Genomic DNA, 20,775 nt, shown 5'->3' with positions numbered 1-20,775 from the left:
TTATTTGCCGGCTGGCTTGTCAAAGCTGACGGTTGGCGCCACCTTGATCGCGGCTTCATTCTCGACCGTGAAGTTGGGCTTGACCTTGTAGCCCATCACCATCGCGGTCAGGTTGTTGGGGAAGCTGCGGGCGTGGGTGTTGTACTCGGTGACCGTCTTGATATAGCGATTGCGCGCCACGGTGATGCGGTTTTCCGTGCCTTCCAACTGCACGCGCAGATCCTGGAAGCCCTGATTGGCCTTCAAGTTAGGGTAGTTCTCGGTGATCATCATCAAGCGGCTCAGGGCGCTGGAAACTTCGCCCTGCGCGGCCTGGAACTTCTTCATCGCCTCGGGGTCATTGGCCAGCTCGGGCGTGACCTGGATGCTGGTTGCCTTGGCGCGCGCCTCGACCACCTTGGTCAGGGTTTCCTGCTCGAAGTTGGCCTCGCCCTTGACGGTGTTGACGATGTTCGGGATCAAGTCGGCGCGGCGCTGATATTGATTCAGCACCTCGGACCAGCCTGCGTTCACCTGCTCGTCCAGGCTCTGGAATTGGTTGTAGCCGCAGCCGGACAGCGTGAGTGCGCTTGCCAGCAAGGTGGCGGCAATGGCGCCACGTTTGAGCAATGATGAAAACATTTTGAAATCCTCCGGTCGGTGATTGGAACCACCCCGCAGGTGGTGTCGCCCTGATCAGAATCAAGATCGGGCGCAGTATCGCAGCGTCTTTGTGGTGTTGCAAAGAAACGCGTTACTTCCCGACCTGCCTCGTACCGACTCAGAAGCTTTCCCGCACCCTCAGATAGCTTGCAAACTTCGGCAAGCCCGTCGAAGTCAGATCACGGTAACGATAGGTCACCACGGTACCAATCGGTGGTGGATTGGCGCGATCGGCATCGGAAAACCCGCTGCCGAGACGAAAGCGCCGCCCCTCGGGCGTCTCCAGCAGCAAGGCCCCCATCTTGCCCAAATGGCGTCCCTTGCCGGGCATGTGGCCAACGACGGTCGCTTCGGTGTCCAGCATAGGTTTGAGCTTCAGCAGCACGTCGCTGCGACCGGTCACATAGGCTGCCTCGGCCCGGTGCAGCACCAGCCCTTCGGCACCGAGCTTGACGAGCTCTTTTAGCTTGGCCGCGAGCGCCCTGCGGTCGGCGACGCGAAATTGCTCGACCGGCCGCAGCCAGGGCGCGCCGTGATTGATATTGGCCTTGCTGATGGTGGCGTGCATCAGCGCGATGCGCTCGGTAAAGCTGCCCGGCGCATCGGGCATTTCAAAGATCATGTATTGCACCTGCCGCCATTCCTCGTCGATGGGCACATCCCTTCGCACGATGGCGGAAAGCTTGTCGAAACTCTGGCGCGCAATCGATAACTCGCCGTCCAGCGGTACCGGGGGCAGCGCATCGGTGAACCACTTCGGCGCATGCACCGGATTGCCGCTGCGATGACGCAAGGTCTGGCCATCCCAAATCCCGCGCACGCCATCCAGCTTCTCGCTGACCCAGTAGTCGGCGGGGTCTATGCCTTCGCGATAGACGTTGGCGAGGAGGATGTTGCTGTCGGCGGCGAGTGCTGGCCGGCCATGGCGCAGCAGCAAGAGACCGAAAACCGAAGCGCAGAGGAGCTGGCGTCTGTGCATGGGAAACCTCCAATTTGCCAGGAGCGAGCGTACTGCTGTATTGATTAGCCGCAAAGCCGCTGGCGTCAGCCCCAAGAATAGGCGCGGCGCATTGGATAATCCCCGCACTATGCATGCACCTCTTCTGAACGACACCTTTCTGCGCGCTTGCCTGCGCCAGCCCACCGACTACACCCCTGTCTGGCTGATGCGTCAGGCCGGGCGCTACTTGCCCGAGTACCGCGCCACCCGCGCCAAGGCCGGCAGCTTTATGGGCCTGGCCACCAATCGCGATTACGCCACCGAGGTGACGCTGCAGCCGTTGGAACGCTACGACCTTGATGCCGCCATTTTGTTCAGCGACATCCTGACCGTGCCGGACGCGATGGGCCTGGGCCTGTCCTTCCAAATCGGGGAGGGCCCCAAATTCGCGAAAGTGGTGCGTGACGAGGCGGCCGTCAATGCCTTGGCGGTGCCAGATATGGAAAAACTGCGTTATGTGTTCGACGCGGTCGCGTCGATCCGCAAGGCGCTCAATGGCCGCGTGCCGCTGATCGGCTTCTCCGGCAGCCCCTGGACGCTGGCCTGCTATATGGTCGAGGGCGGCGGCTCGGACGACTACCGCCAGGTCAAGAGCCTGATGTATGCGCGCCCCGATCTGATGCACCGCATCCTCAGCATCAATGCCGATGCGGTAGCCGCTTACCTGAACGCACAGATCGAAGCCGGCGCGCAAGCGGTGATGCTGTTCGACAGCTGGGGCGGCGTGCTGGCCGACGGCATGTTCCAGCGCTTCAGCCTTGACTATTCGCGCCGCGTGCTGGCGCAGGTCAAGACCGAGCATGAAGGCCAGCGCATCCCGCGCATCCTGTTCACCAAGGGTGGCGCGCTCTGGCTGGACGAGATCGCCGATGCCGGCGCCGATGCGGTGGGCCTGGACTGGACGGCCAATTTGGGCCGTGCGCGCGCCCAAGTCGGCAGCCGCGTGGCGCTACAAGGCAATCTGGACCCGAACGTCTTGTTCGCCCCGCCCGACGCAGTGCGCGAGCAGGTACGCGCGGTACTGGACAGCTTCGGCAACCCGCGTCGTGCCGATGGCACTTGGGACGGCCATGTGTTCAATTTGGGGCATGGCATCAGCCAATTCACCCCGCCTGAAATAGTTTCGGTGCTGGTGGATGAGGTGCATGCGCATTCGCGCCGCATAAGGGCCTAATTCGGGGCGGGCTGAGCCCGCTCAAACCCAATTAGATGGCTTTGTGAATGTGAAGTGAGCACTTAGGGTCGGGACTTATCCCCAGTTTGAGGCGAGCGAGCAGACAAGAGCTTCGATATTGCACTGCAGCTAAGTGTTTTCCCGATTGCGAGCTAAGTACTTGATTTATAAGAGCCTGTCTGCGGCATATTGGGAACGGTCAAGCCTGGGTCCTGGCGACGACAAGTTGAGTAAAAACCAACTCTTAGAACTTTCCCCACAAAGTTATCCACAGATTTTGTGGATTCGCCGCTGAGTCCTTTGAAATCATGCACTTAAGCGCAAAAGTTCAATCAAAGCCTGAGTCAGCGCGGGCCAGGTCCTATGGTTGATACAGCGCAGCAGCTGATGAGGGCGCCGGTCGGAGCAGATTTGCCGCGAATCAAAGTGGCCGTAGACGCGCCCCAACACAGCGGCATCGGCGGGCCGCTCGACTATGTATCCGAGGTGGTCCTGGCCCCCGGTAGTTTGGTGCGGGTGCCACTGGGCAAGCGCGAGTTACTGGGTATTGTTTGGCCGCGCGGCGCGCAGGCTCTTGAGCCGACCGAGTATGCCGACCCCAGCAAATTGCGCGCCATTTTGGCCGTACTGGAGGGTTTGACGCCGCTGAGCCCGAGCTGGTGCCGGCTGCTCGAATTTGCCGCCGCTTATTACCAACGCGGGGTGGGCGAGGTGGCTTTGTCGGTATTGCCGCCGCAGTTGCGCGAACTTGAGAGCCCGCAGTTGCAGCTGCGCCTGAAACGCATGCGCAAATGGGTGGCCGAGCAGATTGCCGCGCCAGTTCAAGCCAGCCCGAGCCGACACACGCTGAGCCCCGCCCAGGCCGAAGTGCTGGCCCAGCTGGACGCGCTGCTGACCGAGCCCGCCTTGGCTACTGCCAAGGGCGCCCAAGCGCCGGTCTTGCTCTACGGCGTTACCGGTAGCGGCAAAACCGAGGTCTATCTGCGCGCCGCCGAGCACGCCTTGAAGCAGGGCCGCCAAGTCTTGGTCTTGGTGCCAGAGATCAACTTGACGCCGCAGTTGGAGGCCCGCTTTGCCGAGCGCTTTGTCGGCCGCGTGCTGGTCTCCTTGCACAGCGGCCTGACACCGGCGCAGCGCCTGCGTAACTGGTTAGCCGCACATGAGGGGCAGGCAGAGCTGGTCTTGGGCACGCGGCTGGCGGTGTTTGCCTCTATGCCCAGGCTGGGCCTGATCGTCGTCGACGAAGAGCATGACCCGTCCTACAAGCAGCAGGACGGTGCCCGTTACTCGGCCCGCGATCTGGCGGTCTACCGCGCGCATCTGGAGAAGATCCCGGTCATCTTGGGCTCGGCCACGCCTTCGCTCGAAAGTTGGCAGCACGCCAATCAGGGACGTTACAAACGCCTGGCCTTGCCGGAGCGCATCGGCGGCGGTGCGCTGCCGCGCGTACGCCTGTTTGATATGCGCTTGATGCCGCTGAGCAAAGGCGTGACGACGGCGCTGACAAGGCCGCTGCTGGATGCCTTGCGCCTTCGCCTGGAGCGCGGCGAGCAAAGCCTGATCTTCTTGAACCGGCGTGGCTATGCGCCGGTGCTGCATTGCAGCGAATGCAATTGGAAGAGCGACTGCCCGCATTGCAGCGCCTGGCGTGTGTTCCATAAGGGTGATCGCAGCTTGCGCTGCCACCATTGCGGCTTCAGCGAGCGGGTGCCGAGTGCCTGCCCGACCTGCGGCAACCAGGACATCGCACCCTTGGGCCGTGGCACCGAGCGGCTCGAGGAGCAGCTGCGCGAGCAATTGCCCGGCGCGCGCGTGCTGCGCATCGATGCCGACTCGACCAAGCTCAAGGGTGAGCTGGAAGCGCATATGAGCGCCGTCCACGCGGGCGAGGTCGACATCGTCGTCGGCACGCAGATGATCACCAAGGGCCATGACTTCCGCCGCATCACTTTTGTCGCGGCCGTCAACCCGGACGGCGCGCTGTTCAGCAGCGACTTCCGTGCGCCTGAGCGTCTTTTTGCACTGTTGATGCAGGCGGGCGGGCGGGCTGGCCGCGACGCGGAACAAGCGGCTCGCAGCGAGATGTGGGTGCAGACCTGGCACCCCGAGCATGCGCTCTACAAGGCCTTGGCCAAGCATGATTTCGAGGACTTCGCCAAAAGCCAGCTGGCCGAGCGAGAGTCGGCCGGCTTGCCCCCGTTTGCGCATTTGGCGATGCTGCGCGCCGAGGCGCGCACACCTGAAGTGGCCAAGGCTTTTCTGGATGCCGCCGCTCGTTGGGCTCAAGCCTTGCCGGAGGCCGCCGAGGTCTTGATCTACCCCTGTATCCCGATGAGCGTGGCCCGCATTGCTAACGTCGAACGCATGCAGATGCTGGTCGAGGCTCCCAGCCGCAGCGCCTTGCAGCGACTGTTGTGGCTGTGGAACCCCGAGCTACATGCGCTCAAGCGCGAGCACAAAGGGCTGATGCGCTGGGCAGTTGATGTGGACCCGCTGGCTATTTAGCGAGTTCTTGAGTGACAGACCGCCCGCCTTAGCGCTTGCCAGTCAGGGGCTCTCTCAGCGAGCGAAGGAGCGTGATCGCCCTGATGTGGCGCGCGGTGACTGCGGCTTGGGCGGCTCAAGCCTGGCGGCGCCGGGTCTTTCGGTACTCAGCGGGCGTGGCGCCGGTTTTGTCCTTGAAGACCTTGTAGAAGCTGTTGCGGTTGTTGAAGCCGGCGCGGTAGGCGATGTCGGCCACGGTCAAGGTCGGCGAGTCTTGGCTGTCCAACATCTGCAGCGCTTCTTGGTAACGTAGCTCGTTCAGGTAGTCGTAGAAGCTGCTGCCCAGATGAAGATTGAGCAGCTCGGAGAGTTGGTGCGAGCTGATGTCCAGCAAGGCGGCCAGCTTGGCCAGCGACATCGCCTCGTCTTGGTGCGGCTTGTGCAGGCTGACAACTTGCTGCAAGCGCTCGCTGAGTTCGTGGGCTGCCGTGGGCGACAGCTCCACCGCGCGCAAGGCGGGCTGGGCTTCGGTGGCGGTGGCGAGCGCCACCGTTTGTTTGTCTTCGCTTTGCCGAATGAAGGTCTCGGGCTGATAGACGGCGAACAAGGCGATCAGATTGACATACAGCGCCAACACCATGGCCGAACCCTGCAGCAGCGCTTGGGGCGGCAGCATATCCAGCCCGATCAAGGCGTAAATCGCCAGATCGAAGCAAGTGGCTGCGAACAGGCCTAATGCCAGGTAGAGCAGCCAGTAGTAGCTGGTGTTGCGATGGTCTTGCAGCAAATGCTGCAGCTTGCTTTTGTGCCGGCGCAGCAGCCAAAGGCAATAGCCGCAATAGCTCAGCACCTGCACGAGCAAGACCCACACCAAGGCGGGGGCGCCCAGCCAACTGGCCCCGCCCGCCGCAGCGGCGATGCTCAAGCCCAGGGGCAAGAAGTGCAGCGCCGTGGGCAGGGCTGAAGCCGGTGCCAGCAGCAAGGCCTGGCGCACACTGATCAGCATCAAGGGCCCCCAGGCCCATGTCAATTGATAGCGCAAGGCTTCCAGCCAGGGCAGGGGCACGCCGCTGCGCGCCAGGCTCAGATAGGCATTCAGCGGCGGCAGCATCAAGAGCGCCACAAAGGCGGCCATGGTCAGCCGGCTGCGGCGCTCGCTGCGCCGGCTCAGCAGCAAGGTCAGCAAGGTCCAGCAGCCCAGGCTGAAGGAAAACAAAAACCAGGCTTTCTGCGTTTCGATGGAATCAATCATGGACGGGCTGCGGAGTTTGGCCTCTTGCTTGGCTTGCCTTGCCTTCAGCGTGGGAAGGTATCGAAGGTACCCGAGAATTGGATCAGACCGTTGTTCAAGCTTTGATACCAGGTGCCGGAGTTGGGTGTCTTGAAGGTGTAGACCATGGTGTAGGGCCAGCTGAAGAAGTCGCTGGTCTGGATGGCTTCCTCCACCGCCGTGTTGGCCGACAAGCGTTTGTAGCTGAAAGTGGCTTTGGAGTTGATATTGCCCGGCCCGAAACCCTGCAAGGTCAAAGTGCCGTCTTGCGCATAGGTCTGCAGCACCAGCCCTGCGGTCGGGTAGACGCCCGGCGGCAGCTGCGGGGCGACGGCCGACTTGATGATCAGCGCCACATGCAGGCCGGCATTGCTGGCCGGCGCCAGCAGTTGAGCCGCGCTCGGCTGGCTGGGTGTGGCCGTGAAGTGGCCGCTGAGCACCTGGTTGCCGTTGCTCAGGGTCTGCACCCATGTGCCGCTCTGCGCCGATTCAAAGGTGTAGCGGGTGGTGGATTGCAGCTGGCCGCCGGTTTCGACCGAGCGATCTTCAACGGTGTTGTGGCCACGGTGGCTCAGCTGATAGCTGCCGCTGGCCACCCGGTGACCGCTACCTCCGGCGCCTTGTGAGGTCCACTGGCCGCGCGGCAGATAGCGTTTGACGATTGCACCCTGGTTGGGCACGCCGCTGGCGCCTGCCGGCAGCACTTTTTCGATCTGCAGGTTCAGATCCATGCCGCTCAGGCCGGCCCGGGACAGGGTTTCATGGGCGGACATGGCCTCCTCGGCCTGCGCCGAAGTGGCGGGCAAAGCTGACCCGAGCAGGAGCAGGCCGAGGGACAAAAAAGCCGGCAAAGCGCGGCGCGGCATAGAGAAAAGCATGGTGTGGATGGGCATGGTGAAGTCAGCTTGAAATGAATGAATGAAAGGGCGGCATTGCTGCCGGTCTGTCTCGGTGAGAAGACGCATTCATCTTGCTGGGCGAGGGCGCTGCAGCTGTGTGTCTCGACCGAAGATGACAAATTCAGTAGCAGGCGCCGCCCGCCGGCTCAGTTTGTTGCCCATACGTTGCAGGGATTGACTTCTGTCAACTGCGAAGGAACTTGTCACAGTCCCCCCGGATGTACGGTGGCATCATTGAAACGCTATCTACTTTGCATCCCCTGTGCCGAAATTACCCCAGTCTCCCGGTCACCCCCAAGGCAGTCCGCAGCGCGTCTGGTACGGGCTGCTGGCGCTGATCCTGCTGCTGCGCTTGTTGACGCTGGCCAGCTTGCCGCTGACCGACCATACCGAGGCTAGGTACGCCGAGATTGCGCGCCTGATGTTGCAGCTGCAGGACTGGATCAGCCCCCACATCACGCCCACCGAAGTTTTTTGGGCCAAGCCGCCTTTGTCGACCTGGTCGCAGGCCTTGTCCATGACTGTATTCGGCGTCAGCCCCTGGGCGGCACGCCTTCCCGCTGTGCTGTGGAGTTGCGCCGCCTTGGGTGCTGCGGGCTGGATGCTCAAGGGCAGCTTGAGCCGGCTGCAGACGCTGGTCGTTTTGGTGGCGCTGGCGCTGAGCCCCTTGTTCTTTATTGCGGCGGGAGCGGTGATGACCGATGCCACCCTGGCCGCCACGACGCTCTTCGTGCAGGCCGCCTGGTGGCGGGTCTTGCGCTCTCACAGTGCGCCTGAGCGGCTGCGCCTGGCGCGCTGGCTGGGTTTCGGGGCGGGCCTGGCGCTGTTGACCAAGGGGCCGGCCGCCGTGGTCTTGACCTTGCTGCCAATCTTTATGCACGCTGCCTGGCGGCGGCATTGGCCGGCCATTCGGGCAGTGGCAAGCGATGTTTGGGTGTGGTTGATCTGTCTGGGGGTGGCGCTGCCTTGGTATGTGGCGGCCGAACTCAAGACGCCTGGCTTTATGGAGTACTTCGTCTTGGGCGAGCATGTGATGCGCTTCATGCAGCCCGGCTGGAGCGGCGATCGCTATGGCTTCGCGCATGCCCAGCCGCTGGGCATCATCTGGCCCTACACCTTTGTGGCGGCCTTGCCGGCCGCGCTGATCTTGCTGCTGCGCCTGCCCTATTTGCGCATCCGCCAAGGTGCCGGCGCCTTGCGCGCACAGTTCCACCAAACGGACGGCGGGGTGGATCTGGCCTGCTATGCGCTGTGCATCGCGCTCGCACCGCTGCTGCTGTTTTCGGCCGCTAGCAACCTGATCTGGACCTATGCAATGACCGCCTTGCCGGGTTTGGCAATTCTTGCCGTGATGGCCTGCCCGCAAGCCTGGTTTGAACGCACCATCAGTTGGGGTCTGGGCCTGGCATTGCTGCTGCTGTACGCCTGGGCCTTTGTTTTCAAGCTGCCGCAAGAGGCGGCCAAGCATTCCGATCAGTCCCTGATAGCGGCCTACGAGCAGGCTTGCGGTTCGCAGAGCTGCCGCTTGAGCTATATGAGCAAGCCTGATTACTCGGCCTATTTCTACACCGCCGGGCGGCTGTATGCCGGCATGCCGGGGCAGGCTTCGGCGCCTGCCTTCAAGGTTATTCATCTGGCAAAAGACGATCCCTTGCGAAGCGACGCCTTGGCTTGCAATAGAGATCAATGCCTGTTGCGTGACCTTGATGCCGATGCCGCGCTCGTCAACTCAATTCGTTGAATCAATTGACAAGAGAACACTGCACCCCTCCAGCCTCGCCCACGCAGCCACCGCGCGAGCGACCCGGTCTGCTGTCCGTCGTTTTGCCGGCCTTCAACGAGGCGCTCAATTTGACCGAGCTGCTGCCCGCGCTCGCTCTTGCGTTTAAAGACCAAGCCAGGCAAGTGGAGTTGCTGGTCGTTGACGACGGCAGCAGCGATGACACCGCCCTGGCGGTTCAAGCGCTGATTCACCAGGGCCTGCCGGTGCGGCTGCTGCGCTTGTCGCGCAACTTTGGCAAGGAGGCAGCGCTGTGCGCGGGGCTTGACGCGGCGGACGGTGATGCGGTCATCATCATGGACGCCGACGGGCAACACCCGATCGCGACGGCGCTGCAAATGATCAGCGAATGGCGCCAGGGTTTTGATGTGGTGTACGGCGTGCAGACGGGCCGCAGCGAGTCGCAGACCTTGCTCAGGCGTCGCTTCACCGGCTTGTTCTATTGGCTGATTCATCATGGCTCGCGCATCAATATGCCGCCCAACGCCGGGGACTTCCGCCTGCTGGACAGGCGGGTGGTGCTGGCTTTGCGCGCCTTGCCCGAGCGTGCCCGCTATATGAAGGGCTTGTTCGCCTGGGTTGGCTTCCGAGCGCGGGCGATCGACTATGTGCCGCATCGGCGCGAGCATGGTGCCTCCAGCTACGGGTTGGCGCAGCTGCTGTCTTTTGCGCTGGTTGGCTTGACAGCCTTTACCAAAATCCCGCTGCGCCTGGTGTCCGTGCTGGGGCTCGTGGTGTCGCTCTTGTCCTTGGTGTTTGGACTCTGGGTCGTGCTGGAAAAGACCTTGCTGGGCCAGCCGGTCTCGGGCTTCACCACCTTGGCCGCCTCGATCACCTTTTTGGCCGGCGTGCAGCTGCTCTGTCTGGGCATCATTGCGGAATACTTGGGCCGGGTGTTCGACGAGGTCAAGCACCGGCCTATCTATGTGTTGCAAGACCTGACCCCGCCTTTGCAGACCCCGCCTTTGCCAAGCGACCCGCCCGAAGTCAGCAAGGAGCCGGTGTGAGCTCCTTGGCTTGGTTCGGCCTGGTCGGCGCTGCGGCGGCGGCCGTGCATTTGTCGGTGGTTTGGTTGCTGGTGTCGCAGTGGCAGCTGGCGGCCTTGGTGGCCAATGTGCTGGGCTTTGTGTTGGCCTTTGGCGTGAGCTTTGTCGGCCATCACCGGCTCAGCTTTGGCGCCCAGCAGGCGCGGGCCAGTCAGGCCTTGCCTCGCTTTGCCCTGGTCGCACTGCTTGGTTTTGCCGCCAATGAGCTGCTTTATGCCTTACTCTTGGCGGCCGGTCTTGATTACCGCTTGGCGCTGTTTTTGGTCTTGCTGGCGGTAGCGGCGATGACCTGGCTGCTGAGCCGCTTTTGGGCCTTTCGCACGACTCGAACGCCCACACCTTTATGAAACGAATCCAGATCTGTGCCGATGACTACGGGTTTGATGCGGCCATCAGCCAGGGCATCCTGGAATGCATAGATGCCGGCCGCATCAGCGCGACCGGCTGCATGGTGCTGTCCCCCGCTTGGCCAAACTGGGCGTCGGCCTTGCGGGAGCGCAAAGGCATGGCCGACTATGGCTTGCACCTCGATCTGAATGAGTTTGCGCCCTATGCTGAGGGCCGCAGCTTGGGCCTTTGGATAGGCTGCAGCTATCTGCGAAAGCTGGACATAGGCGTGGCGGGCAGCTGGGTGAATCAGCAGTTAGATGCGTTCGAGTCAGCGATGCAGAGCGCCCCCGATTTCGTCGACGGGCACCAGCATCTGCATCAACTGCCCGTCATTCGCGAGGCCTTGCTTGCCGCCTTGATTGAGCGTTATGGGCAGCGCTGCGCCCTGCGGTCGACGCGCGCCAGCAGCTGGCGCGGCAGCAAGGCCGCCGTGATCGAGGTTCTTGGCGCCGGCGCGCTGCGTCAGCGGGCCAGGGCTGCGGGCTTGCGTATGAATAGCGATTTCGCCGGGGTCTATGGCTTTTCACCGGCAGCCGACTATGGCCAGTTGGTCGGTGACTGGCTGGCCAGCATGGCCGACGGCGGCCTGCTGATGACGCACCCGGGCCGAAGTGCAGGCACTGAAACCCGGCCGGATGCAATCGGCCCCGCGCGTGCCCGGGAGCGCGCCTTCTGGCTCAGCGCCGAGGCCGGCGAGTTGCTGGCCAGCCTGGGCGTGCAGCTCGGGCTTTGCGAGGACTGGCCGCAGGCTTAGGCCTGCTGAACCACCCGCATATCAGGCCCCTTGCCGCTGAAGCGGTCCAGCGCCAGATAGATCACCGGCGTGATGTAGAGCGTCACCGCCTGCGACAGGATCAGCCCGCCCACCACCGCCAGGCCCAGCGGCTGGCGCAATTCAGCCCCGGCGCCTAGGCCCAGCGCGATCGGCAAAGCGCCCATCAAGGCCGCCAGCGTCGTCATCAAAATGGGCCGAAAGCGCAGAATGCAGGCCTCGCGGATCGCTTGCTCGGGTGTCATGCCGCGATGGCGCTGCGCTTCGAGCGCGAAGTCGATCATCATGATGGCGTTCTTCTTGACGATGCCTATCAGCATCAGGATGCCGATGGTGGCGATCAGGGTCAGGTCCATGCCGAAGATTTGCAGGGTTAGCAAGGCGCCTACGGCCGCCGAGGGCAGGCCCGCCAGAATCGTCAGCGGGTGGATAAAGCTCTCGTACAAGACGCCCAAGAGCACATAGATCACTGCGACGGCCAGGCCTATCAGCAAGAGCTGGCCGCCTTGCGAATCCTGGAACACCGCCGCATCGCCGCCATAGCTGGTGATGATGCTGGCGGGCAGTTGCAGCTGCTTGACATAGCCGTCTAGCTTGGCCGTGGCGTCACCGAGCGGCACATCGGGCGCCAGATTGAAGGCCAGGGTGATGGCCTGCAACTGGCCTTGGTGGTTGATCGAGGTCGGCCCCAGTCCGCGCTGCACGGTGGCAAAGGCCGTCAGGGGCACTAGCGCACCGCCTTTGCCGCGCAGCTGGATTTTGGCGAAGGCGTCTTCGCTCTGGCGCTCGCCGTCGGCTGCCTCCATGATGACTTGATAGGTGTTGCTCTCGGCATAGATGCTGGACACCTGGCGTTCGCCGAAGGCGTTGTAGAGTGCGCTGCGCAGGTCTTGCATCTGCACGCCCAACACGCCGGCGCGTTCGCGGTCGATGATCAAATTGGCCTGCAGGCCGCGCAGCTGCGAGTCGCTGGTGACGTCGCGAAACAGCGGGTCGGCGCGCAGCTTCTCCTGCAGCTTGCCCGCCCAAAGGTTCAAGTCGGCGGCGGCCACCGATTGCAGCGTGTACTGATAGCGACTCTTGCTTTGGCGCCCGCCCAATTGCAGGTTCTGCACCGGGCGCAAATAGACGGCCAGCCCCGGCACCGCACGCAGATCTTTGCGCAGGCTCTCCAGCACGGCCTTCATAGGCGGGCGCTGGTCGCGGGGCTTCAAGTTGATGAACATGCGGCCGCTGTTGCCTGCATTGCCGCCGCCCCCACCGCCGCCGACCGCCGCCGACACGCTGGCGACGGCCGGGTGATCCTTGACGATGGCAGCCGCGCGCTCTTGCAAGACCGTCATCGCGTTGAAGGAAATATCCTCGGCCGCCTCGGTGCTGGCCTGGATCTGGCCGATATCTTCTTCGGGGAAAAAGCCCTTGGGGATGGCGATATAGAGCCAGATGGTGGCGGCGAAGCTGGCCACGGCCACGCCCAGCACCCAATTGCGATGCTTCAAGGCCAGATCCAGGCTGCGGGTGTAGCTGCCCAGCACGGCGTTGAAAGCGCGCTCGAAGCTGCGGCCCAAGGCGCTTTCTTCATGTTCAGCATGGGGCTTGAGGAAACGGCTGCACAGCATGGGCACCAGACTCAGAGAAACCCCGGCCGAGACCAGGATGGAGAGGCCGACGATGACCGCGAACTCGTGGAACAACAGGCCGATCACGCCCGGCATGAAGAAGATAGGGATCAAGACCGCGACCAGCGAAATCGAGATCGAAACAATCGTGAAGGCCATCTCGCGCGCGCCCCGCACCGCCGCCGAAAAGGGCTCCATGCCGTCTTCGATATGACGGTGAATGTTCTCCAGCATCACGATCGCATCGTCCACCACCAGGCCGACGGCCAGGGTGATGCCCAGCAGCGAAATATTGTCCAGGCTGTAGCCCAGCGCGTACAAGAGGGTGAGCGCGCCAATCAGCGAGATCGGCAGCGACAAGGTCGGGATCAGCGTCGCCACCGCCCGGCGCAGGAACAAGAAGATCACCAGCACTACCAAGGCGACGGTCAAGGCCAGCGTGAAGTACACGTCGTGCAGCGACTCGCGCACCGATACCGATCGGTCGTTCAAGGTTGTCATCTGCACCGAGGCCGGCAACTGCGCCGCAAAGCGCGGCAGCATGGCCTTCACCGCATCGACCACCTTGACCGTGTTGGCGTCCGGCTGGCGCTGCACGGCCAGCACGATGGAGCGCTCGCCGTTGAAATTGGAAAAAGACTTGGTGGTCTCGAAGCTGTCTTGCACCTCGGCCACATCGCGCAGAAAGATCGGCGAGCCGTTGCGGCTGGCGATCACAATGCTGCCGAATTCCTTGGCATTGCGTAACTGCTTGTTCGCCTGGATGGTGAGGGTCTGACGATTGCCGTCCAGCACGCCGACCGGCGTGTTGGCGTTGGCGCCGCGAATCGCCGTCTGTAGTTCTTCCAGTGTGATATTGCGCTGGCCGAGCAAATCGTTATTGACCTTGATGCGCACCGCATAGCGCTTTTGCCCATAGATGGCAACTTGCGCGACGCCGTCTATGGTGGACAGGCTGGGCGTCAGCAGGTTCTCGGCGAAGTCATTCAGCTCCGACAGATTGATGGCCGGCGAAGTTAGAGCGATCAGCAGCACCGGCGCATCGGCCGGGTTGACCTTGCGATAGCTGGGTGGCGTGGTCATCTCGGTCGGCAGCGAGCGCAGGGCGCGGAACAGCGCCGCCTGCACGTCGACCGCCGCCGCATCGATATTGCGCGAAGACTCGAACTCCAGCGTCAGCGAGGTGCTGCCCAGAATGCTGGTGGATGAAATCGTCGCCAAGCCGGCAATCGTGGAGAACTGCTTTTCCAGCGGCAAGGCCACCGAGGACGCCATGGTCTCGGGCGAAGCGCCGGGCAGCGAGGCCTGCACATTGATGACCGGCGTGTTGTAAGACGGCAGGGCCGCGACCGGGATCTTGCTCCAGGCCGCCAGCCCGGCAATGATGAGGGCCAGGTTCAGCAGCACGGTCATGACCGGGCGGCGGATGAAAAGCTCGGTAATACTCATGTGCCGGATGCCGCTGAAGCTGCACGTTTTGGTGCTGCGGGGTTCAAGGCGGCGGCTTGCTCCTTCACCGCCGTGCCGGGTCGCAGATTCTGCTTGCCGTCCAGCACCACCTTGTCGCCGGGCTTGACCCCTTCAACGACGGCCATCTCGCCGAAGCTGTGGCGAATCTGCACCGGCAGCTGCTGGGCCAGCTTGTCGGCGTCGACGACAAAGACCGAGCGCTCATTGCCGCGCTGAATGATGGCGGCGACTGGGATCACGGTCGCGTCCTTGATGACGCGCAGCTGCAGGCGCACGCGCACATATTGGCCGGGCCAAAGCAGTTGCTGCTCATTGTCGAACTCGGCCTTGGCCTTGATGGTGCCGCTGGCGGCATCCACGAGGTTGTCGACGAAGGTGATGCGGCCTTGCGGGGGCGCAGCGGCCTCTTCGCCTTTGGCGGGTTTCATCCCGGCGCGAGCGCCGGGCATCAGCACTTGCGCCATCAAGGGCTCGGCCTTGGCATTGCGCGTCGCTTGCAACAAGGCGCTCAGCTGCGTTTCGGGCAAGGTGAAGCCGACCGCAATCGGGTTGATCTGCGCGATGCTGACCAAGGGCAGGGCGCTCGAGTTGGCCTGCACCAGGCTGCCGGCCACTACATTGACATTGCCGGCGCGGCCGGCCATGGGCGAGCGAATTTCGTTATAGCTGAGCGCCACTTGCGCGGCCTGCACGGCGGCTTCGTCCAGTTGCAGCAGCGAGCGCTGCGCCTCCAGATTGCTCAAAGCGGTGTCGACGGCGCTTTGAGCCACGAAGTTCTGCGCCCGCAATTCGACCGCGCGCTGATGCTGGCGCTGCAGGTCGGCCAGGTTGTTGCGGTCACGCGCCAGTTGGGCGCGGGCCTTGTCCAGGTCGGCGCGGGCTGCGCGATCGTCAAAGCGGAATAGCAAGTCGCCCTTGCGCACCGTCTGACCGTCTTTGATCAACACGTCCTTGACGATGCTGGTGGTCTGCGCGCGGATGTCCAGCAGATTCAGGGCCGCGACGGTGCCGCTGGCCTCTAAAGTGACCGGCACATCCTGTTTGAGGGCGCTGAAGACGCCGACCGTCTGTGGGCCGCCTTTGGGGGCAGCCGATGCCGCCTGTGCCGGCGCGGCGCCCGACGCGCTTTCAGGCCCAGTAGCGCGAGTTTGCTGACGCCAGATCCACCAGCCCCCGGTGGCGAGCAGGGCAGCGACGATCAGGGCAAGGGACGACTTGCGAAGCATGGATCCAACTTTCTTGTTTGATGTGGTGCGACCTGGAGGCGGCAGATGCAGAGCTTAATGGATAGGCTTGCCAGGACGGCGCTGCGCAAGGGCTGGCTAAGATGCGCGATCTTTGCCATCTGACCCGCGCTATGTCCCCGATTGTCTTCGCCCTGCACAAAGACCACGCCCATCGCTTCAGCAAACAACTTGCTCCGAGCCTGGTCCTGATCAAAGGTCAGGGCATCGAGGGTGACGCGCATTGCGGCGAGACGGTGCAGCACCGCTCGCGCGTGGCGGTGGACCCGACCCAGCCCAATCTGCGCCAGGTGCATCTGCTTCAGGCGGAGCTGTTTGACGAGTTGGCCGGTCGCGGCCTCAGCGTCGCGCCGGGGCAGATGGGCGAGAACATCACGACCCGGGGCATCGATCTGTTGAGCCTGCCGCAAGGCACCAAGCTGATGATAGGCGCCGAGGCCGTCGTCGAGCTGACCGGCTTGCGCAACCCCTGCGGGCAGATCGAAAACTTCTTGACCGGCCTCTTGGCCGCCGTGCTGGATCGTGGCCCCGAGGGTCAGCTGATCCGCAAGGCTGGCGTGATGGGTGTCGTGTTGGCGGGCGGCGAGGTCAAGCCCTCGGATCAAATCCGGATCGCGTTGCCGCAGGGCGAACAGCGGCCGCTGGAACGGGTTTAAGCGGGTTTAACCTAGGCTCAGCGGGCCTGATTCAAGGCCGCAGCCAAACGCGCGCCGGCCCTGGCATTGTTTTTCACCAGCGCGATATTGGTGGCCAGGCTGCGGCCCTCGGTCAAGGCCTTGATGCGGGCCAGCAAAAACGGCGTGACCGCCTTGCCGCTGATACCTTGGCTCGCGGCTTCGAGCAAGGCCTGGGCGGTGATGCGCTCAATTTCCTCGCGCGGCATCGCCTCGTCAGTCGGCACCGGGTTGCTGATCACCACGCCGCCCGCCAGTCCCAAGGCCCATTTCGTACGCAAAAAAGCTGCCTGCTCGTCCGGCGTATCGATGCGGAAGTCCGCCTTGAAGCCGCTGTCCGGCGTGTAGAAGGCGGCGAAGTTGGCCTGGCCTATGCTGAGCACCGGCACGCCCTGCGTCTCCAGGTATTCCAGCGTCAGGCCAATGTCCAGGATCGACTTGGCGCCGGCGCAGACCACCGCCACCGATGTTTGTGCCAGTTCCTGCAGGTCGGCCGAGATGTCGAAGCTGGTCTCGGCGCCACGGTGCACACCGCCGATGCCGCCGGTGACAAAGACGCGGATGTCGGCCAGCGCCGCGCAAATCATCGTCGCGGCGACCGTGGTGGCGCCGATCTTTCCGCTCGACAAGACGTAAGGGAGGTCGCGCCGGCTGACCTTCATCGCGTCGGGCGACTGGCCCAGCAGTTCCAGTTCGGCGTCAGACAGGCCGATGCGGATCTTGCCCTCCAGCACCGCGATGGTGGCCGGCACGGCGCCGCCGGCGCGGATGAGGGCCTCGACCTCGCGTGCCGTCTGCACATTCTGCGGGTAAGGCATGCCGTGCGAAATGATGGTGCTCTCCAGTGCCACGATGGGCGCCCCGGCGGCGCGGGCGGCGGCCACCTCGGCGGAGAAGCTCAGGAATTCGGAAGCGTTGTTCATAGGGCCTAGTTTTGCAGTGAGAGAAGCGCAGGGCTGAGTTCGGGCGAGACGGTGTGTTCGGATTGCAGGGTCAGTCGGGCTAAGCTCATACCTAGTCGGCATGCGGCTGCCAAGTCATCGGGCGCTTGGCCCAAGCCCGCGCAGACCCCGGCGGCGAAAGCGTCACCGGCGCCGGTCACGTCGACCACCTTGGCGCGCTTGGGCTTGAGGGATTTCAAGGCCTCGCCGGCTGCGCCAAACCAGATCGCATCGGCGCCTTGCGTGACGATCAAGCGCCGCAGGCCACGCGCGCTGAGGCCTTGATGAGCCAGTTCGAGATCGGCGTCACTGTCGATGGCCATGCCAGCGCAGGCCGAGAGCTCATCGCGGTTCAGCATCAGCAGGTTCAAGCCGCGCAGATCAGCCGGCAGTCGCGCCATCTTGGGTGCCGACACCGCCACTGCGATCAAGGGCGCGCTGCCCTCGGCTTGCGCCTCGAGCAGCAGTTGTTGAATGCTCTCGGCGGGTAGGTTGAGGTCGAGCAGGATCAGACTTGCTGGCGCGCGCTGCGCCGTGCATTGGTCAAGGAAGTCCGGCGTCATGCGCTCGCATAAATCCATTTGCGCCAAACCCAGGGCCAGGCTGCCGTCCGGGTTGAGCACCGCCGTGTAGCTGCCGGTCGGTGCGTCGGCCGTGATCAGGCTGGCGCTGCTGTCCACGCCCAAACTTGCTGCCTGCGCCAGTAGCGAGCGCCCGGCCGCGTCCTCGCCAAAGGCGCTGAGCAGATGCACGGGCAGGCCCAGGCGGGCCAGGTTCTCGGCCACATTGCGCGCCACGCCGCCGGGACTCTCGCTTGAGACTGCCGGGTTGGAGTTGCCCATCTGGATGGCGGCTTGGCTGCGCAGCTTGCGGTCGATATTGCTGCCGCCAATGCAGACAATGGGCCTGCGCTGCGGCAAGACATAGGCGCGGCCGAGGATGCGCCGCTCGCGCGTCAGCGCTGCGATATGGCCGGCCACCGCCGAGCGCGACAAGCTCAGGCGCTCGGCTAGGTCTTGTTGGCTGATGAAGGGGTTGTGCTGAACCAGGCCCAGCAACTGCTCTTTTTTAGAGTCCATCGGCGCATCATAAGACAAATGTCCTTTTGTTTAAACATTTGTCTTGAGGGCGGGTCAAGGTGCAATCGATGCGGCGCGCAGCTTCAGGCCCACCGCCTGCGTCATCGTTTGCAGTTTGGGATTGATGGCCGGGCCGCTGTCTTCGGCGACTTTTTCGCCCAAGCTTCGCTCGAGCTCCGGCGCCAGCTTCTCGAACTTCTTCTTCACCGGCGACTCCAGCAGCGCAATGATCTGGCGCAACTCCTCGTCGGTGAACTGCTGCAGCAGCACAGGGCTCAGCGTCGGTTTGAGCAGGCGCTGCGCGCTCTGGCGCGCCAAGGGCGTGGCCTCATCGACATAGGTCTGCACATCGCTGCTGATGTCCTTCAGCGTGCGGTCGCGCTTGTCGGCGCTGACGCGACCCTGCAGCGCGATACGGGCCTGCTCCATGGCGCTGGCGGCCGGGCGCTGCACCATCACCACCGCGACATCGTCGACATGCCAGAGCGACAACAATTTGTCGACCAAGGCTTGGCGACTGTCGGCGCTGGCTAGCGTTTGGGTCTGAGCCTGTACGGCGCTGCACAGCAGGCTGGCGCTCAAGGTGAGGGCTGTGAGGGCGGTCAGGCGAGTCATTTTGTAGAGAGTTTTCATTGGGAAGCAAGAGGCAAGAGCTGCTTAAAAATCGTGGGACATCGTCACGCCGGCATAGCGGATGCGGATGCCGCCGTTGATGTCCAGGCCGGCATAGGGGTTGTAGATCACGTTGAAGAAGTTATTGCAATTGAGCTTGCAACTGGTGTTGGCCGGCAGGTCGAACTTGCCATGCGCATAGCTGGCTGCCAGGTCGAAGCGGGTGCCGCCCTTGGTCGTGTAGCCCAGACCCAGGCTTTGCACGACCAGGTCCGGCATCGGCGCGATCAGATCCAGCGCCGAGCGCGGGATCGAACTCTTGCGCGGCTCGTAGCCGGCGCGAACGACGATGCTTTTGCCCACGCTCAGCTCCATGCCATAGCCAAAGTGCACCGGGCTTTTGTAGTCGCGGGGAATGATCAGCTTGCTGGCGTCGGCCTGACCGAACAGGCGCGCCATTTGCAGCAAGGCGATCTGTTGGTCGAACTGGAAGGTCATCTTGTCCCAGCGTTTCCAGTTGGTCCAGTTCGCGTCGATATTGAACTGCAGGAAGGACAGCGGCTTGACCTTGATGCCGACCTGCGCGTGTTCGGGGAAGGGCAGCACCAGGGTCACGTTGCCGCTTTGCACCTCGGGAATGGAGGTCGGCATGCCGAAGGTGGCGGCCATGATGGGGCCTTGCAAACTGGCATACATGCCCTCGACGAATTTGCGCAGCATGGGTTCGGCGCTGAAAGTGAAACGCCCCGTCATCGCGGTCTTGGAGCCGAACTGGTAGCTGGCGCCAAAAGCGAACCAGTCCTTTGGCTCCCACAGCATGCCGATATTGAGCGTGGGGTCAACCGGCGCCGTCAGCTCGAAGTCCATATTGCCAGCCTTGCCAAACGGCCGCACACGCCCCTCTTTGCCGCCGCCGCACAGGCCAAAGGCCAGTGCGTCCAGCGGGTTGCCGTTGTCGCCGCACCAGGCATCTTGCAGCTTGCCTATGGTGCCGAGTAACTCGTTAGGCATGCGCATATCGGTGTTCAAGGCGAAGCCCTGGTGCGCGATCGGCACACCCAGGCCGAAGCTCAGGGAATCGCTGAACTTGTAGGCGGCGGTTGGCGACAAATAGACCAGACGCTGCATCACCACCTTGCGGCCATCGAAGCGGGCCGGATCATTCGGGTCTTTGGTGCGGTCAATGCCCACCGCCATCGGCACATAGGAGGCGGTGCCGAAGGTCCATTTCGAGTCGGCCTCGTGAAAGGCCAGGCCCAGGCCGGCGCCGATCGCGCTGGGCATGGGCACGGGCACCGGGCCGTAGATGGGCAGGAAGAGCGAGCTGCGCACGTTGTCACCGGTGTGGGTGTTGTTGAGCGGGTCTTCCTTGAAACCACCAATATCAAAGCCTTCGGGCTGATGAAAGCTCGCATAAGGCTTGATGCTGGCGCCGAAGATCGAATCCTGTTTGCGGTCGTGCTTGATCCGGGTCAGACCGGCCGGGTTGAAATGGATGGCGTCAATGCCCGGTGGGTCGGCCACCACCGCATTGCCCAGCGACATCGCGACAACGCTGGCGCCGAGGTTGTCGGTCAAGGCGGCCTGCGCCGGTGCCAGTCCCAGCAGGGCCCAGCCCAAACCGGCCGCAACGAGGCGCGCGGGCCGGCGGTGGCCCACTGCAAAGGAGCTCATGCTTG

At 63.3% G+C, this 20,775-nt stretch carries 17 protein-coding genes; 7 read left to right on the top strand and 10 right to left on the bottom strand.

The genetic code is table 11. From position 1 onward, the window contains the following. Both LNV08_RS03945 and LNV08_RS03940 read right to left on the bottom strand, forming a co-directional pair. Window positions 1-621, bottom strand: a complete 621-nt coding sequence (locus tag LNV08_RS03945; protein WP_263532366.1) for a LemA family protein — start codon at window positions 619-621, stop codon at window positions 1-3. Window positions 622-760: 139 nt separating this feature from the next. Then, window positions 761-1,579: a DNA ligase gene (locus LNV08_RS03940; RefSeq protein WP_263532365.1), complete on the bottom strand. Its 819-nt coding sequence runs from the start codon at window positions 1,577-1,579 to the stop codon at window positions 761-763. A gap of 151 nt (window positions 1,580-1,730) precedes the next feature. On the opposite strand from LNV08_RS03940, the gene hemE reads away from it, so the two are divergent. Together hemE and LNV08_RS03930 are read left to right on the top strand one after the other, a co-directional pair. Next, window positions 1,731-2,816: a uroporphyrinogen decarboxylase gene (hemE, locus tag LNV08_RS03935; RefSeq protein WP_263532364.1), complete on the top strand. Its 1,086-nt coding sequence runs from the start codon at window positions 1,731-1,733 to the stop codon at window positions 2,814-2,816. Between the two features lie 387 nt (window positions 2,817-3,203). Beyond that, entirely contained in the window at window positions 3,204-5,321 is a 2,118-nt protein-coding gene (locus tag LNV08_RS03930) for a primosomal protein N' (protein ID WP_263532947.1), read from the top strand. 115 nt (window positions 5,322-5,436) lie between these two features. Here LNV08_RS03930 and LNV08_RS03925 read toward each other — a convergent pair whose 3' ends face one another. Together LNV08_RS03925 and LNV08_RS03920 are read right to left on the bottom strand one after the other, a co-directional pair. Then, on the bottom strand, window positions 5,437-6,552 hold the full coding sequence (locus LNV08_RS03925) for a helix-turn-helix domain-containing protein (protein ID WP_263532363.1): 1,116 nt from the start codon (window positions 6,550-6,552) through the stop codon (window positions 5,437-5,439). 44 nt (window positions 6,553-6,596) lie between these two features. Then, window positions 6,597-7,463, bottom strand: coding sequence for a hypothetical protein (locus LNV08_RS03920; protein WP_263532362.1), 867 nt, complete (start codon window positions 7,461-7,463; stop codon window positions 6,597-6,599). Window positions 7,464-7,731: 268 nt separating this feature from the next. On the opposite strand from LNV08_RS03920, the gene LNV08_RS03915 reads away from it, so the two are divergent. From LNV08_RS03915 to LNV08_RS03900, 4 genes are read left to right on the top strand one after another with little or no spacing between them, the layout of a single operon-like run. Continuing rightward, window positions 7,732-9,210: an ArnT family glycosyltransferase gene (locus LNV08_RS03915; protein WP_263532361.1), complete on the top strand. Its 1,479-nt coding sequence runs from the start codon at window positions 7,732-7,734 to the stop codon at window positions 9,208-9,210. 5 nt (window positions 9,211-9,215) lie between these two features. Continuing rightward, a complete protein-coding gene (locus tag LNV08_RS03910) occupies window positions 9,216-10,256 on the top strand; it encodes a glycosyltransferase family 2 protein (protein ID WP_263532360.1) in 1,041 nt (346 codons plus the stop codon). Then, a complete protein-coding gene (locus LNV08_RS03905; RefSeq protein WP_263532359.1) occupies window positions 10,253-10,642 on the top strand; it encodes a GtrA family protein in 390 nt (129 codons plus the stop codon). Before LNV08_RS03910 ends, LNV08_RS03905 begins: the two co-directional genes overlap by 4 nt. Then, window positions 10,639-11,439, top strand: coding sequence for a ChbG/HpnK family deacetylase (locus tag LNV08_RS03900; RefSeq protein ID WP_263532358.1), 801 nt, complete (start codon window positions 10,639-10,641; stop codon window positions 11,437-11,439). The genes LNV08_RS03905 and LNV08_RS03900 overlap by 4 nt, the downstream gene beginning before the upstream one ends. Here the strand turns inward: LNV08_RS03900 and LNV08_RS03895 are convergent. Then, window positions 11,436-14,525: an efflux RND transporter permease subunit gene (locus tag LNV08_RS03895; RefSeq protein ID WP_263532357.1), complete on the bottom strand. Its 3,090-nt coding sequence runs from the start codon at window positions 14,523-14,525 to the stop codon at window positions 11,436-11,438. The two genes, LNV08_RS03900 and LNV08_RS03895, sit on opposite strands and share 4 nt — an antisense overlap. After that, window positions 14,522-15,772, bottom strand: a complete 1,251-nt coding sequence (locus LNV08_RS03890; RefSeq protein ID WP_263532356.1) for an efflux RND transporter periplasmic adaptor subunit — start codon at window positions 15,770-15,772, stop codon at window positions 14,522-14,524. Before LNV08_RS03890 ends, LNV08_RS03895 begins: the two co-directional genes overlap by 4 nt. Before the next feature lie 131 nt (window positions 15,773-15,903). On the opposite strand from LNV08_RS03890, the gene LNV08_RS03885 reads away from it, so the two are divergent. Next, complete coding sequence (locus LNV08_RS03885; protein ID WP_263532355.1) at window positions 15,904-16,446, top strand: MOSC domain-containing protein; 543 nt, start codon at window positions 15,904-15,906, stop codon at window positions 16,444-16,446. A gap of 17 nt (window positions 16,447-16,463) precedes the next feature. On the opposite strand, the gene LNV08_RS03880 is transcribed toward LNV08_RS03885, so the two are convergent. From LNV08_RS03880 to LNV08_RS03865, 4 genes are read right to left on the bottom strand one after another with little or no spacing between them, the layout of a single operon-like run. Further along, window positions 16,464-17,387: a pseudouridine-5'-phosphate glycosidase gene (locus LNV08_RS03880; RefSeq protein WP_263532354.1), complete on the bottom strand. Its 924-nt coding sequence runs from the start codon at window positions 17,385-17,387 to the stop codon at window positions 16,464-16,466. A gap of 5 nt (window positions 17,388-17,392) precedes the next feature. Then, on the bottom strand, window positions 17,393-18,484 hold the full coding sequence (locus LNV08_RS03875; protein ID WP_263532353.1) for a carbohydrate kinase: 1,092 nt from the start codon (window positions 18,482-18,484) through the stop codon (window positions 17,393-17,395). 54 nt (window positions 18,485-18,538) lie between these two features. Next, a complete protein-coding gene (locus LNV08_RS03870; protein ID WP_263532352.1) occupies window positions 18,539-19,099 on the bottom strand; it encodes a DUF2059 domain-containing protein in 561 nt (186 codons plus the stop codon). A gap of 42 nt (window positions 19,100-19,141) precedes the next feature. Next, window positions 19,142-20,770 (bottom strand): OmpP1/FadL family transporter, encoded by a 1,629-nt coding sequence (locus tag LNV08_RS03865; RefSeq protein WP_263532351.1) that lies wholly within the window; start codon window positions 20,768-20,770, stop codon window positions 19,142-19,144. Between the last annotated feature and the right edge of the window lie 5 nt (window positions 20,771-20,775).

It is taken from the genome of Paucibacter sp. TC2R-5, from assembly GCF_025717605.1.
In the GTDB taxonomy this organism is placed as follows: domain Bacteria; phylum Pseudomonadota; class Gammaproteobacteria; order Burkholderiales; family Burkholderiaceae_C; genus Paucibacter_A; species Paucibacter_A albus.
Note: the sequence above shows the minus strand (reverse complement) of the source record. Positions and strands in the feature narration are given on the sequence as shown.

Excerpts from the sequence above, each read along its gene's own strand:
- LNV08_RS03945 (WP_263532366.1), bottom strand. The coding sequence starts at position 621 with ATGTTTTCATCATTGCTCAAACGTGGCGCCATTGCCGCCACCTTGCTG.
- hemE (WP_263532364.1), top strand. The coding sequence starts at position 1,731 with ATGCATGCACCTCTTCTGAACGACACCTTTCTGCGCGCTTGCCTGCGC.
- LNV08_RS03930 (WP_263532947.1), top strand. The coding sequence starts at position 3,204 with ATGAGGGCGCCGGTCGGAGCAGATTTGCCGCGAATCAAAGTGGCCGTA.
- LNV08_RS03925 (WP_263532363.1), bottom strand. The coding sequence starts at position 6,552 with ATGATTGATTCCATCGAAACGCAGAAAGCCTGGTTTTTGTTTTCCTTC.
- LNV08_RS03920 (WP_263532362.1), bottom strand. The coding sequence starts at position 7,463 with ATGCCCATCCACACCATGCTTTTCTCTATGCCGCGCCGCGCTTTGCCG.
- LNV08_RS03900 (WP_263532358.1), top strand. The coding sequence starts at position 10,639 with ATGAAACGAATCCAGATCTGTGCCGATGACTACGGGTTTGATGCGGCC.
- LNV08_RS03895 (WP_263532357.1), bottom strand. The coding sequence starts at position 14,525 with ATGAGTATTACCGAGCTTTTCATCCGCCGCCCGGTCATGACCGTGCTG.
- LNV08_RS03890 (WP_263532356.1), bottom strand. The coding sequence starts at position 15,772 with ATGCTTCGCAAGTCGTCCCTTGCCCTGATCGTCGCTGCCCTGCTCGCC.
- LNV08_RS03885 (WP_263532355.1), top strand. The coding sequence starts at position 15,904 with ATGTCCCCGATTGTCTTCGCCCTGCACAAAGACCACGCCCATCGCTTC.
- LNV08_RS03880 (WP_263532354.1), bottom strand. The coding sequence starts at position 17,387 with ATGAACAACGCTTCCGAATTCCTGAGCTTCTCCGCCGAGGTGGCCGCC.
- LNV08_RS03875 (WP_263532353.1), bottom strand. The coding sequence starts at position 18,484 with ATGGACTCTAAAAAAGAGCAGTTGCTGGGCCTGGTTCAGCACAACCCC.
- LNV08_RS03870 (WP_263532352.1), bottom strand. The coding sequence starts at position 19,099 with ATGACTCGCCTGACCGCCCTCACAGCCCTCACCTTGAGCGCCAGCCTG.
- LNV08_RS03865 (WP_263532351.1), bottom strand. The coding sequence starts at position 20,770 with ATGAGCTCCTTTGCAGTGGGCCACCGCCGGCCCGCGCGCCTCGTTGCG.